The 12,385-nt window shown below is 71.2% G+C and carries 13 protein-coding genes; 12 read left to right on the forward strand and 1 reads right to left on the reverse strand.

Annotated elements, in window-relative coordinates:
- From ACWDX9_RS50920 to ACWDX9_RS50930, 3 genes are all read left to right on the forward strand, one after another.
- Positions 1-1,408 (forward strand): class I adenylate-forming enzyme family protein (locus ACWDX9_RS50920; RefSeq protein WP_449968743.1); only part of this gene is annotated, 1,408 nt, incomplete at its 5' end.
- Positions 1,409-1,493: 85 nt separating this feature from the next.
- Positions 1,494-2,621, forward strand: a complete 1,128-nt coding sequence (locus tag ACWDX9_RS50925) for an aromatic ring-hydroxylating oxygenase subunit alpha (RefSeq protein WP_449968746.1) — start codon at positions 1,494-1,496, stop codon at positions 2,619-2,621.
- Entirely contained in the window at positions 2,618-2,812 is a 195-nt protein-coding gene (locus tag ACWDX9_RS50930; protein WP_449968748.1) for a ferredoxin, read from the forward strand. The genes ACWDX9_RS50925 and ACWDX9_RS50930 overlap by 4 nt, the downstream gene beginning before the upstream one ends.
- 25 nt (positions 2,813-2,837) lie before the next feature.
- Here the strand turns inward: ACWDX9_RS50930 and ACWDX9_RS50935 are convergent, their stop codons facing one another.
- On the reverse strand, positions 2,838-3,974 hold the full coding sequence (locus ACWDX9_RS50935) for an acyl-CoA dehydrogenase family protein (RefSeq protein WP_449968751.1): 1,137 nt from the start codon (positions 3,972-3,974) through the stop codon (positions 2,838-2,840).
- A 169-nt stretch (positions 3,975-4,143) separates the two neighbouring features.
- Between ACWDX9_RS50935 and ACWDX9_RS50940 the strand changes: the two genes are divergently transcribed.
- The 9 genes from ACWDX9_RS50940 to ACWDX9_RS50980 form a co-directional block, all read left to right on the forward strand.
- Complete coding sequence (locus ACWDX9_RS50940; protein WP_449968754.1) at positions 4,144-5,346, forward strand: CaiB/BaiF CoA transferase family protein; 1,203 nt, start codon at positions 4,144-4,146, stop codon at positions 5,344-5,346.
- Positions 5,343-7,115 carry a class I adenylate-forming enzyme family protein gene (locus tag ACWDX9_RS50945; protein WP_449968757.1) on the forward strand — a complete coding sequence of 591 codons (1,773 nt, stop codon included), beginning with the start codon at positions 5,343-5,345 and terminating at the stop codon, positions 7,113-7,115. Before ACWDX9_RS50940 ends, ACWDX9_RS50945 begins: the two co-directional genes overlap by 4 nt.
- The gene (locus ACWDX9_RS50950; RefSeq protein WP_449968759.1) at positions 7,112-8,281 is read left to right on the forward strand and encodes an NAD(P)/FAD-dependent oxidoreductase; all 1,170 of its coding nucleotides are present in this window, start codon (positions 7,112-7,114) and stop codon (positions 8,279-8,281) included. The genes ACWDX9_RS50945 and ACWDX9_RS50950 overlap by 4 nt, the downstream gene beginning before the upstream one ends.
- Positions 8,278-8,724: a nuclear transport factor 2 family protein gene (locus ACWDX9_RS50955; protein ID WP_449968762.1), complete on the forward strand. Its 447-nt coding sequence runs from the start codon at positions 8,278-8,280 to the stop codon at positions 8,722-8,724. The genes ACWDX9_RS50950 and ACWDX9_RS50955 overlap by 4 nt, the downstream gene beginning before the upstream one ends.
- A gap of 32 nt (positions 8,725-8,756) precedes the next feature.
- Positions 8,757-9,512: an enoyl-CoA hydratase/isomerase family protein gene (locus tag ACWDX9_RS50960; protein WP_364266497.1), complete on the forward strand. Its 756-nt coding sequence runs from the start codon at positions 8,757-8,759 to the stop codon at positions 9,510-9,512.
- Complete coding sequence (locus ACWDX9_RS50965) at positions 9,509-10,000, forward strand: MaoC family dehydratase (RefSeq protein WP_449968765.1); 492 nt, start codon at positions 9,509-9,511, stop codon at positions 9,998-10,000. Before ACWDX9_RS50960 ends, ACWDX9_RS50965 begins: the two co-directional genes overlap by 4 nt.
- Entirely contained in the window at positions 9,993-11,180 is a 1,188-nt protein-coding gene (locus ACWDX9_RS50970) for a thiolase family protein (protein ID WP_449968768.1), read from the forward strand. The genes ACWDX9_RS50965 and ACWDX9_RS50970 overlap by 8 nt, the downstream gene beginning before the upstream one ends.
- Before the next feature lie 35 nt (positions 11,181-11,215).
- A complete protein-coding gene (locus tag ACWDX9_RS50975; RefSeq protein WP_449968770.1) occupies positions 11,216-11,614 on the forward strand; it encodes a Zn-ribbon domain-containing OB-fold protein in 399 nt (132 codons plus the stop codon).
- Positions 11,611-12,385: thiolase family protein (locus ACWDX9_RS50980; RefSeq protein WP_449968772.1), on the forward strand; the 775-nt coding region annotated here is incomplete at its 3' end. The genes ACWDX9_RS50975 and ACWDX9_RS50980, both read left to right, overlap by 4 nt.

A 12,385-nucleotide genomic window follows, 5' to 3' on the forward strand; every position in this document is an offset into this window, starting at 1 on the left:
GGCCGTCGGGGGCGCGCTGCGCGGGCTCGGCCTGCGGCGCGGCGACCGCGTGGCCGTCCTGCTGCACAACAGCCAAGCGTACGTCGACGTTTTCCTGGGCGCGCTCGCGGCCGGGTTGATCGTCGTCCCGCTCAACGTCCGGCTCACCCGGCACGACTACCTGCACATGCTGACCGACTCCGGCTCGCGGGTGCTCGTCACCACGTCCGAGTTCGGCGCGCGGCTCCCCCGGGGCGGGGAGGCGCACGGGCTCACCGTCCTGCTCGCCGACGCCTCGCTGAACGATCTGGCGGCGGCCGCGACTCCCCTTCCCGGGCCGGAACCCGCCGGGGAGAACGACGTCGCCAGCCTCATGTACACCTCGGGAACGACCGGCACGCCGAAGGCGGTCATGCTCACGCACGCCTCGTGGCGCAGCGTCGCCGGCACGGCCATCGACGTGCTCGGGTTCGCCGACGGAGAGGTGACGTTGCACGTCGCCCCGCTGACGCACGGCGCGGGCTTCCTCTTCCTGCCGACGTTGACGACCGGCGGCCACAACCTGCTCTGCCGCTCCTTCGACGCGGCCCGCACCGCCGCGCTGCTCGGCAGTCACGGCGTCACCGGGATGTTCGTCGTCCCGTCGATGATCAGGATGTTGCTGGACGCCGTACCCGCCGGATTCACGGCCCCGCCGGCCTTCCGCCGCCTGTACTACGCGGGCTCCCCCATCGATCCCGGGACGCTGCGCGAGGCGACCGCCGCGTTCGGCGGGCGCGTCGTCCAGTCGTTCGCGCAGATGGAGTCGCCCATGTTCGTCACGGTGCTCGACCAGGAGGACCACCTCCGCGCGCTCGGCGACCCCGGCCTGCCGCTGGTGCGCTCGGCCGGCAGAGTCCTGCCCGGCGTCGAGCTCCGCGTCGCCGGCGACGACGGCACGCCGCTGCCCGCCGGCGAGCCCGGGGAGATCCTGGCCCGGGCCCCGCAGACGATGGCGGGCTACTGGAACCGGCCCGAGGCCACGGCCGCGGCGCTGCGGGACGGCTGGCTGCACACCGGGGACGTCGGCTACCTGGACGAAGACGGCTATCTCTTCCTGGTGGACCGCAAGAAGGACATGATCGTCACCGGCGGCTCCAACGTCTACGCGCGGGAGGTCGAGGAGGTGCTGCTCACGCTGCCCGGCGTGCGCGAGGCGGCCGTCGTCGGGCTGCCGCACCGCGTCTGGGGGGAGGCGGTGACCGCCGTGCTCGTCGCCGACGGCACTCCACCCGACGAGCAGGAGATCATCGCGGGCTGCCGCGAGAAGCTCGCCGGCTACCGGGTTCCCAAACGGGTCGTGTGGGTGGACGAGCTGCCCCGCAACGCCTACGGCAAGGTGCTCAAGCGGCGGCTGCGCGACGAGCTCTCCGCACCGGACCCCGCTTGATCCAGGCTCGTTGACACCCAGGGCGGGCCAGGGATAGCTTAAAAACAAATGCTTGTTTGTTATCGGGCCTGAGGAGTGGGCACCTATGACTCAGACGAGATCGGGAACAGAGCTGACACCGGCCGAACAGCAGTATCCGTTGCCGCCGAGCCTGCTCGACAAGTCCGTCTACACCGACCCCGACCGGTACCGGCGCGAGCTCACCGAGATCTTCCACCACGCGTGGTTCCCCGTGCACCCGTCGTCGGACGTGGCCCGCCCGCGCGACTACGTCGTCTGGGACCAGATCGGGCAGTCGGTCGTGATCACCAGGCTCCCCGACGGCACGGTCAGCGCCTGGCACAACGTGTGCCAGCACCGCGGCGCCCGGCTGGTGAACGGCTCGGGCAACTGCGGCAACGCCCGCTTCACCTGCCCGTGGCACGGCTTCGTGTACGGGCTGGACGGCGCGGTCAGCAGCGTGCCGCTGCGCGGCAGCTTCGACGCGGCCGAACTGGACGGCCTGCGGGCCCCCGCGGTCCGGAACGAGGAGTGGGGCGGGTGGATCTGGCTCTGTTTCTCCGACGACGTGCCGCCCTTGCGCGAGTACCTCGGCGAGATCGGCCAGGAGCTCGCCGGGTACGGGCTGGACGGATTCACCACCAAGTTCCGCACGTCCGTGCGGCTCAAGGCCAACTGGAAGATCGTCGTCGACGGGTTCAACGAGACCTGGCACGTGCCCTTCACCCACAAGGACACGCTCGCCGGGCTCGTCATGTGGCGGGACGCCATTCTCAAGATCACGCCACCGCACACGTGGATGACGCTGCCGATTCGCGGGTTCACCGACAAGGCGATCCACAACGGAGACCACCGCGCCTCGCATCTGTGCCACTACCTGGCGTTCCCCAACACGATCTTCAGCTGCTTCCCCACGCATCTGCAGATGTGGAGCGCGTGGCCGATCTCGGTCGGCGAGACGCTGCTCTGCGCGTACGAGGTGGTCGGCCCGCCGCCGAACGGCATGCCGGCGGAGAAGTGGGAGCGCCACAACCGGCGGGACTGGGATCAGTTCCTCGAAGTGCTCGCGGAGGACTCCGCGGTCATCGACGACTTCGCCACCGTGATCGGCTCGCTGGGCTTCACCCGGAACATGTTCAACACGGCAGAGAGCAGGCTGACGGCCTTCCACGAGGAGATCGCGAAGCGGCTGGGAGAGGGAGCACCGCGATGACCACGATCAAGGTGGACCGCTCGACCTGTCAGGGGTACGGCAACTGCGTGCTCGCGCTGGCGCCGGTCTTCGATCTCGACGAGGAGGGGCTCGTCGTGCTCAAGCGCGACGACATCGAGCCGGGCGGGCTGGACGGGTTGCGGCGGGCAGCCTACGACTGCCCGACCGAGTCCATCACGTTCGTCGAGTAGCCGGGGCGGGTGGCACCCGCCCCGGCTACAGGCCCATCTCCTTCGCGATGATGCTGCGCTGGATCTCGTTGGCGCCGCCGCCGACCATGGCGTGCTTGGCCTCGCGGAAATAGCGCTCCATGTCGTACTCGGGCAGCTGGGCGTATCCGCCCAGGGCCTGCATGCCGTTGAACGAGGTCTTGAACGCGGTGTCGGCGGCGAACACCTTCGCCATCGACACCTCCTTGAGCGCACGCTCGCCACGGGCCATCTTGGTCGCCGCGTTGTAGACCAGCAGCCGCGCCGCCTCGACCTCGCACTCGTTCTCCGCCATCCGGTGCTTGAGCACCTGGAAGGAGGACAGCGTCCGGCCGAACTGGGTCCGGCTCTTGGTGTACCGGATGGTGTCGTCCAGTGCGGTGCGCGCGTTGCCGACGTAGGACGCCGCCAGGCTCAGCCTCTCGTACTCCAGGTGCTCACCGATGTAGGCCCACCCGGTGCCCGGCTCGCCGATGATGTTCCCCCTCGGCACGCGGACGTCGGTCAGGAAGATCTCGGTGGTGCCGAGGCTGCGGCGGACGATGGTGTTCAGCTTCCGGATGTCCACGCCCGGCGCCGTGTTCGGCACCAGGATGAGGCTCAGGTCCTGATGCTTGCCCGGGCCGGTACGCGCCAGCACCGTGATGATCGTGTCCGGGAGGTGCGCGCCGGAGCAGAAAACCTTGTTGCCGTTGAGCACCCAGTGGTCGCCGTCGGCGACCGCCTTCGTCTGCAGGCTCGCGGCGTCCGACCCGGCGCCCGGCTCGGTGATGGAGATGCTGAACTTCGTGCGGCCCTGCAGGAAACCCGGCAGGTACGCCTCGCGCTGCTCCTCGGTGCCGTGGTTGGCGATGTTCGTCGCGGTGAACATCGAGGTCATCACCGCCGCGGCGAAGTCGAGGCTGTACTTCGCGATCGCCTCGCAGAAGATCGCGTACATCACGGGGTCGGCGTCCAGGCCGCCGTGCTGCTCGGGGATCAGCAGGCCGAGCCAGCCTCGGTCGGCGATCTTCCGGTACGCCTCGTCCGGGAACTCGCGGGACTCGTCGTGCTTGCGGATGTACTCCCGGCCTACCTCGCGCTCCATGAAGGCGTGCAGCGTATCGCTCCACAGCTGCTGTTCTTCGGTGAACCGGAAGTCCATCCTCGGCCCCTTCGCCTGTCGTCTCACGCGGTCATGCCCGCGGCGCGCGGGCCGTGGCGTCCACGCTAACCCCGCGCCTCCGCTCATAACAAGTGTTTGTTTTTGATCCGCGATCGTCTAGGGTGAGCCACGAGCACTGGCGGTCACCTCACTGTCCCGGAGCCGCATCGTGAGCCTGGAGCGTACCTACCGCGACCTTCGTGTCCTGGATCTCAGCGAGAACATCGCAGGCCCGCTGGCCTGCATGATTCTCGGCGACCTCGGCGCCGACGTGGTCAAGGTCGAGCGCCCGGGCACCGGCGAGGCCACGAGGGACCTGCCGCCCCGATGGGACGGCGAGAGCACGGTCTTCCTCGCCATGAACCGCAACAAGCGCAGCGTCGCCCTGGACATCCGCACGCCGGAGGGCCGTGCGGCGGTGCTGCGCGTGGCCCGAGACGTCGACGTCGTCGTGGAGTCCTTCCGCCCGGGCGTGGCCGACCGGCTGGGGCTCGGCTTCGAGCACTTCCGCCGGGTGAGCCCCAGCGTGGTGCACTGTTCCGTGAGCGCCTTCGGCGAGCGTCCCCTCGGTCACGACCGGCCCGGCTACGACGCCCTCATCCAGGCGTTCACCGGCATCATGGCGATGACCGGCGAGGAGGGCGGTCGCCCGTCCAGGGCGGCACCGTCGATCGTGGACCTCTCGACCGGGCTGTGGGCCACCATCTCGATCCAGGCCGCGCTCGCCCGGCGTGTCGACGGTCGCGCCGAGCACCTGCGCGCGAGCCTGGTGGACAGCGGGTTCTTCCTCCTGTCCCACCAGATCATGGGGTACCTGGCCAGTGGCGCGTTCCCCGGCAGGCTGGGCTCCGCCGCGCCGAGCACCGCGCCGTACGAGGCGTTCCGCACGGCCGACGGTTCGATCATGATCGCGGCCGCGACCGACCGGCTGTTCGCGCGGCTGTGCGCCGCGCTCGAACTCGGCCACCTCGTGGCCGACGACCGGTTCCGCACGGTGACGGACCGCGCCGTGAACCGGTCCGCGCTGAGCGAGATCGTCGAAGGGCGGCTCCGCACGGCGAATTCCGAGCACTGGCTGGAGCGCATCACGGCCGAGGGCGTGCCGGTGGGGCCGGTCAACGACCTCGCCGCCGCGCTGGCCCACCCCGTGACCGTCGAGCGCGGCATCGTCCAGGACGCTCTCGACGGCCGGATACCCGGGCTCAAGCAGATCCGGTTGCCCATCGACGAGCAGGCCCGGTGCGCGCTGCGCCAGCCCCCGGCGCTCGGCGCGCACACCGAAGAGGTCCTCGCCGAAGCCGGGCTCTCCGAGGCCGAGATCGGCCGGCTCGTCACACAGAAGGTGATGGAAAGGACGGCGCGACAGGGATGAGCAGTGTTGCCCCCGCCGCACGACGAGCGGCGCTCGAAGCCCGGCACCCGGTGTGGGTCCCGCGTACGACCGCTCAACAGCTCGACGTGACCGCGACCGCGTTCCCCGATCGGCCCGCGATCCTCGGCGAGCGTGTCCACACCTACGCCGAACTGCGGGACTGGACGATCCGGCTGGCCGCCGGGCTGATCGCGGCAGGCGTGGAACCAGGTGACCACGTGGCCGTCGACCTGGCCAACTTCCCGGAGGCCGTCGCACTCAAGTACGCGGTGGCCAGGGTCGGAGCGGTGTCGGTGTCGATCAACTTCCTGCTCCGCCACGAGGAGCTGCGATACGTCCTGGGCCAGTCGGACTCCACGATCCTGATCACGATGGACCGGTTCCGGGACCTCGACTACCTCGACGCGCTCGACCGCGTCGCGCCCGGCTGGGCACGCGACGGTGGAGGCGCGGGCCTGCCTCGGCTGCGCGAGGTCTTCGTCATGGGCACGCAGGGGCCGCCGGCCCGCGGCAGGACGCTGGCGGACCTCGTCGCCCTGGGCGCGTCCGTCCCGGAGGAGACCGTGCTGCGGCGGACCACGGCCGCCGACCCGCTCTCCTTCTCGGACCTGCTGTACACCTCCGGCACGACCGGGAGGGCCAAGGGCGTGCTGCTGCAGCACGACGCCGTGCTGCGGACCGCCTACGCGAGCGCGTACACGCGCGCTTTCCAGGACGGCCGGCGCATCCTGTTCGCCCTGCCGATCTACCACGTCTTCGGCTACGTCGAGGCCACCGTCGCGGCGTTGTTCGTCGGAGGCGCGATCTGCCCCCACGCGGTGTTCGACGCCGACCGGATGCTCCGGGACGTGTCGGCCCACCGGATCGACGAGCTGATCTGCGTGCCCGCGATGACCTCGGTCGTGCTGGAGAAGGCGCGGTCCGGCGGCTACGACCTGACCTCCCTCACCACGATGTTCTCCTCCGGCGCGGCCCACCATCCGGCGATGTGGCAGGAGATGCTGGACGTGTTGGGCGTCGACGAGCTGTTCACCGCCTACGGGCAGACCGAGACGACCGCGTCCACCCTGTGCACGCAGCCCGGCGATCCGCTCGACCGGCTGCGGGGGACCAACGGGTGCGTGAAGCCGGCCGGCGTGGCCGGCGAGCCGGACCTCGGCGGCGCGCTCGGCGTCTACCGCGTCATCGACCCGGACACCGGCGCCGAACTGCCTCGCGGCGAGATCGGTGAGCTGGTGGTGCGGGGGCCGCTGGTGACCAGGGGCTACTACGACATGCCGGAGGAGACGGCCGCGTCGTTCACCGCCGACGGCTGGTTACGCACGGGTGACCTCGGCCGGTTCGACGAGCGGGGCTACCTGGCTCTCACCGGGCGCCGCAAGGAGTCCTACCGGTGCGGCGGCGAGCTCGTCATCCCGGGGGAGGTCGAGGCGGTGCTCGCCGAGCACCCTGCCGTGCTCGCCGCGCACGTCGTGGGCATCCCCCACGAGCGCATGGGCGAGGTGGGTTGCGCGTGGATCGTCGCGGCCACCCCGGAACCACCCGATCCCGAGGAGCTCATCGCCTACTGCAGGCAGCGGCTCGCTCGCTTCAAGGTGCCGGCCTCGGTCCTGTTCGCCGCCGCGGACCAGGTGCCGACCACGGTCACCGGGCGGGTCCAGAAGTTCCAGCTCGTGGAGCGCGCCGTACTCGAACTGGGCGCCCGGTCGGGCACCCCCTCGTCTGCCGTCACCCCGGAGTCCGCCGTCACCCCGGCGGTGCGGTCGTGAGCGGCCCGCACGTCGTCCTCGCCGGCGGCGGCCTCGCCGCCGTCCGGACCGCACAGGCCCTGCGCGACCTCGGCCACCGCGGCCGGATCACCCTCGTGTCCGAGGAGCTCGACGAACCGTACGACCGGCCGCCGCTGTCCAAGGAGTACCTGCTCGGCACGCGCGGCGCCGACGACCTGCGCCTCGCCACCAGGGACGAGTACACCCGCCAGGACATCCGGCTCGTGCTCGGCCGCGCGGCGGTCGGCCTGGACCTGCGCACCCGGACGCTGACGCTCGCCGACGGCGGCGAGATCGGCTACGACCGGCTGGTCGTGGCCACCGGCGCCCGGCCGCGCCGGCTCCCGGACCTGCCGGAATCCGGCAGGGTGCACTATCTGCGGACCGCCGCGGACTCCCGGCGGCTGGCCGGCGCGCTCACCGGCGGCGCGCGGGTGGCCGTGATCGGCGCCGGGTTCATCGGCCTGGAGGTGGCCTCCGCGGCGCGGCTGCGAGGCTGCCGCGTCACCGTCGTCGAAGCCGCGCCCCAGCCGATGGCGCCGATCATCGGCGCCGAGCCGGCGGCCTGGCTACGGCGCCGGCACTCCGAACGTGGCCTGGAGTTCCGCTGCGGAACCACGGTCGAAAGGAGCGAGGAGCGGCCCGGCGAACAGGTCCTGTTCCTCGGCGACGGCACCGTCGTCGAGGCGGACGTCGTGGTCGTCGGCATCGGAGTCGTCCGTGACACCGCCTGGCTGGCCGCCGCCGGCCTCGAGACCCACCAGGGCCTGGTGTGCGACGAGGCGGGGCGTACCTCGGCGGTGGACGTCTTCGGGGCGGGCGACATCGTCTGCCGGCACTCGGCGGGACGATGCCGGCCGACCGGCCACTGGACCGCCGCCTCCGACAGCGCGGCCAGGGTCGCCGCGACACTCGCCGGCGTGCCGCACGCCGACCTCGGCGAGGACGGGTTCTTCTGGTCCGACCAGGCGGACCTGCGGCTCCAGTTCGCCGGCGCCGCGTCCCCGACGGCGACGGTCGTGTCCGGCGACTTCGACAGCGGGACGTTCGTCGTCCACTACACCGAAGGCGACCGGCTGACCGGGGTCTTCGCCGCCAACGCACCACGCGACTTCCTCCGCGGACGTCTCGCCCTCCGCTCGGCTCTCAAGGAGGTACGGACATGACACCGGCGCTCCGGCTCACTTGCGAACAACGCCAGGAGATCATCGACCTCTACGCGCGTTACTCCCATGCCTTCGACGAGGGCCGGGCCGACGAGGTCGCGGCGCTGTTCACCGAGGACGGCGTCTTCGCTCGCGAGGGAGCCGCCCCCGTCGTCGGCAGGGACGGCCTCGCCGCGCTCGTCCGGGCGGCGGCCGAGCGCGCGCCGGGAATGCGGCACGTCGTCAGCGGCATCCTCCTCGAGGCGTCCGAGGAAGGCGCCGTGGGGCAGGCGTACGCGCTCGCCCTCGTCGTGGGCGACGCCGACCTGCGGCTGGCGACCTTCGGCCGCTACGACGACGCGTTCGTAGCCACGCCAGAGGGCTGGCGCCTGCGTGTCCGGAGGTTCACGCCGTTCCCCCCGGCGGCGTTGGCGAACGCCGTCCTTGCTGTTAACGTTCCTTGAAACAACTGTTTGTTTTTGGCGGAGGTGCCACCATGGCCAGGATCAATCCGTCGTTCGACGAGTACTCCAAGAGATATGAGAACGTCCGTCTCGAGCGCGAGGACGGCATTCTCCAGGTGACCGTCCACACCGGCGGCGGCAGTCTCGTGTGGACCAGCCAGGCACACGACGAGCTCGCGTACGCCTTCACCGACATCGCCTGCGACCCGGAGAACAAGGTCGTGCTGCTGACCGGCGCGGGCGACGCCTTCTGCGCCGAGATCGACTTCTCCAGCTTCAACCTCGGCACCGCCGCCGACTGGGCGCACATCATGTTCGAGGGCCAGCGGCTGCTCACGAACCTGATGAACATCGAGGTGCCGGTGGTGGCCGCGATCAACGGGCCGGCGCTGATCCACCCGGAGATCCCGATCCTGTCCGACATCATCGTCGCGGCGGACACGGTCAGGTTCAAGGACGGCCCGCACTTCCCGTCCGGCATCGTGCCCGGCGACGGAGCACACCTCGTCTGGACCCATGTGCTGGGCTCGACCCGCGGCCGCTACTTCCTGCTGACCGGCCAGGAACTGGACGCCCGGCAGGCCCTGGACTGGGGCGTCGTGAACGAGGTCGTGCCCGCCGGCCAGGTGCTGACGCGGGCTCGCGAGCTCGCCGCCGACATCGCGGCGAAGCCCGACCTGGCCCGGCGGTTCGCCCGCGCGGTGCTCACCCGGGAGATCAAGCGGCTGCTCCACGACCAGCTCGGGTACGGGCTGGCGCACGAGGCGCTGGCGGCGTTGAGCCTGTGACCGCCACCTTCAACCGGCTCCGGCGCCATTTCGAGGACTTCTCCGTCGGCGACACGGCGGTCTCCCCGGGCCGGACGGTCGACATCTCGGACATCTCCGCGTTCGCCGGCCTCACCGGGGATCACTACCCCCTGCACATGGACGAGGAGTACTGCCGCGGCACCCGCTTCGGCGGCCGGATCGCCCACGGCCCGCTCACCTTCAGCCTGGCCGTGGGCCAGGTCGCCCTGTCGGGTTTCCTCGGCGACGCGATCGTGGCGCTCCTCGAATGCCAGAACATGCGTGCGCTGGCGCCGGTGTTCCCCGGCGACACCATCCGCGTGCGGGTCGAGGTCGCCGGGACCGAGGACGGCAAGCCCAGGTACGGCGTGCTGCGGCTCGACTACGCCGTACTGAACCAGAGGGACGAGGAGGTCATGCGCTTCCGCATGGTGCTGCTCGCCCGCCGCAGCGAGCCCGGCCAGAAGAAGGGAGACCCTGGTGAGTGATGCTGACGAGGCCGCGTTCATCGGCGTCGGTGAGCTGCCGTCGGGCCGGCACCCGAACCGGCCGTTCATGGGCTCGCTGGTCGACGTGGCCGTGGCCGCGGTGCGGGACGCGGGGGTGTCGATGTCCGATATCGACACCATCCTGCTCATCCCCTGCCTGCATTCCCCCGCCGACCAGGCCGACCTGGTGTTCTCCCGCGTGGTCGAAGAGCTCGGGCTGAACGGCCGCGCCAAGGCGAGCTACATGATCCACTCGGGCGGGTCCACGAGCGACAACACGATGCGCACCGCCGCCGGACTGATCGCGAGCGGGCACGCCCGCAACGTCCTGGTCCTGCAGGCGGAGAAGTGGGGCTCGGCACCGGTCGGCGAGATGATCGACATGCTGACCGCGAACGGCATCCCGCGCGAATGGGAGAAACCGTCCGGGCTGTCGTTCAACGCGGTCGGCGCGCTCATCACCCGTCGCTACATGGCCGCGAGCGGCTCCACCGCCGCCGAGATGGCGTCGGTGTGCGTCGCGCTGCGCGCGTGGGCCCGGCTGAACCCGAACGCCATGTACAAGGACAAGCCTCTGACGGTCGATCAGGTCCTCGCCTCCAAGATGGTCTGCGACCCGCTGCACGCGCTGGAGTGCCCGATGCTCGCCGACGGCGCGGTCGGCTTCGTGCTGACGAGTGCCGCCCTGGCACGGCGCTCTCACGACCGGTGGGTGCGGATCGCCGGATCCGGCGGCCGCGTGTCCCACTACAGCATCGGCCAGGAGCGCGACCTGGCCGTGCTCGGCTGGCCGGAGGCCGCGGCCGAGGCGTACGAGCAGGCGGGCTGGGGAGCGGACGACGCCGACCTCGCCGAGGTGTACGACTCCTATCCCGCCGTACTCACCATCGCTCTTGAGGGCCTCGGGCTGGCCGAACCCGGAGAGGCGGCCAGGACGTTCGCCGCCGGCGGCTACTCCCCCGGCGGCCGGCTGCCGGTCAACACCAACGGCGGTCTGCTCTCCGCGGGCCACACCGGCGTGGGCGGCGGCACGGCGTTGCTGGCCGAGGCGGTTCGCCAGCTGCTGGGCAGGGCGGGGCCGGACCGGCAGATCCCCGGCGCGAGCCGTGCGGTCTGCGGCGGCTCCGGCGGGACCTACATGGACAGTCAGGTGCTCCTGCTGGAGGGGGTGACACGATGAGTACTCCAGGGAGTGATTCAGGGAGCGACCCGGGCATGGAGCCGCTCACCCGTCCCTACTACGACGCGCTCGGTCGCGGTGAGCTGCTCATTCAGCACTGCGGGAGCTGCGGCCGCGACAACATGTACCCGCGCCACCGCTGCCCCTTCTGCTACGAGGCCGGGCTCGGATGGGTCCGGGCGTCGGGCGCGGGGGTGCTGCACAGCTTCACGGTGACCCGGTTCGGGGCGCCGACCGGGTTCGAGTCGCAGACCCCGTACGCGCTGGGGGTGGTCAAGCTCGCCGAGGGCGTACAGGTGCTGGGCCGGTTGTGGCCCGACGGGGACGGCGGATGGGGCGCCTACAGGTGCGACGCGCCGGTGCGGTTCCGGCCGGCGTCCGAGGACGAGGTCGCGCGGCGGCCGGTGCCCTGGTTCGCGGTGGTGCACCAGTGAGCAAAGTGCTGATCGCCGGTGTCGGCATGATCCCCTTCGGGCGGGACGTACGGCGCAGCGAGCGGATGATGGTCGAGGCCGTCACGGAGCTGGCACTCAAGGACGCCGGCGTGGCCGCCTCCGAGGTGCGGCGGGTGTTCCTGGCCAACGCCGCGGCCGGGCTGGTGTCCGGCCAGGAGATGATCCGCGGCCAGGTCGCGTTGCAGTCCACGGGCCTGGCCGGCGTGCCGCTGGTGAACGTGGAGAACGCGTGCGCCTCCAGCAGCTCGGCCGCCGTCCTGGCGTTCGAGTCGGTGCTGGCGGGACGGTGTGACCTCGCGCTCGTCATCGGCGTCGAGAAGCTGTCGCACGAGGACAAGTCCCGCACCTTCGACGCGTTGCGCGGAGCCACCGACGTCGGCGCGTCCCCCCACCCCGAGCCGGACAGACCCGCCTCGAACTCCGTGTTCGTGAACGTCTACGCGGAGGAGGCCAAGCGCTATCTGGCCGAGCACGACGCCGGCATCGAGGACTTCGCCGCCGTCGCGGTGAAGAACCGCGGGCACGCCGCCCTCAACCCGCTCGCCCAGTACCGCACGCCGCAGACGATCGAGGAGGTCCTGCACGGCCGGATGGTCGTCGACCCGCTGACCCTGCCCATGTGCTCGCCCACCACCGACGGCGCAGCCGCGCTGGTGCTGTGCTCGGAGGACTACGCCCGCCGCTCCGGCGTCACCGGCTGCGAGATCCGGGCGACCCGCCTGGCCGCCGGGCGAGGCCAGGGCTCCCAGC

The sequence above is a fragment of the Nonomuraea sp. NPDC003201 genome (assembly GCF_053590415.1).

What these genes read in the sequence shown, in the direction of transcription:
- ACWDX9_RS50975 (WP_449968770.1), top strand. Translation starts at nt 11,216, where the DNA reads ATGGAGCCGCTCACCCGTCCCTACTACGACGCGCTCGGTCGCGGTGAG.
- ACWDX9_RS50945 (WP_449968757.1), top strand. Translation starts at nt 5,343, where the DNA reads ATGAGCAGTGTTGCCCCCGCCGCACGACGAGCGGCGCTCGAAGCCCGG.
- ACWDX9_RS50960 (WP_364266497.1), top strand. Translation starts at nt 8,757, where the DNA reads ATGGCCAGGATCAATCCGTCGTTCGACGAGTACTCCAAGAGATATGAG.
- ACWDX9_RS50930 (WP_449968748.1), top strand. Translation starts at nt 2,618, where the DNA reads ATGACCACGATCAAGGTGGACCGCTCGACCTGTCAGGGGTACGGCAAC.
- ACWDX9_RS50925 (WP_449968746.1), top strand. Translation starts at nt 1,494, where the DNA reads ATGACTCAGACGAGATCGGGAACAGAGCTGACACCGGCCGAACAGCAG.
- ACWDX9_RS50955 (WP_449968762.1), top strand. Translation starts at nt 8,278, where the DNA reads ATGACACCGGCGCTCCGGCTCACTTGCGAACAACGCCAGGAGATCATC.
- ACWDX9_RS50935 (WP_449968751.1), bottom strand. Translation starts at nt 3,974, where the DNA reads ATGGACTTCCGGTTCACCGAAGAACAGCAGCTGTGGAGCGATACGCTG.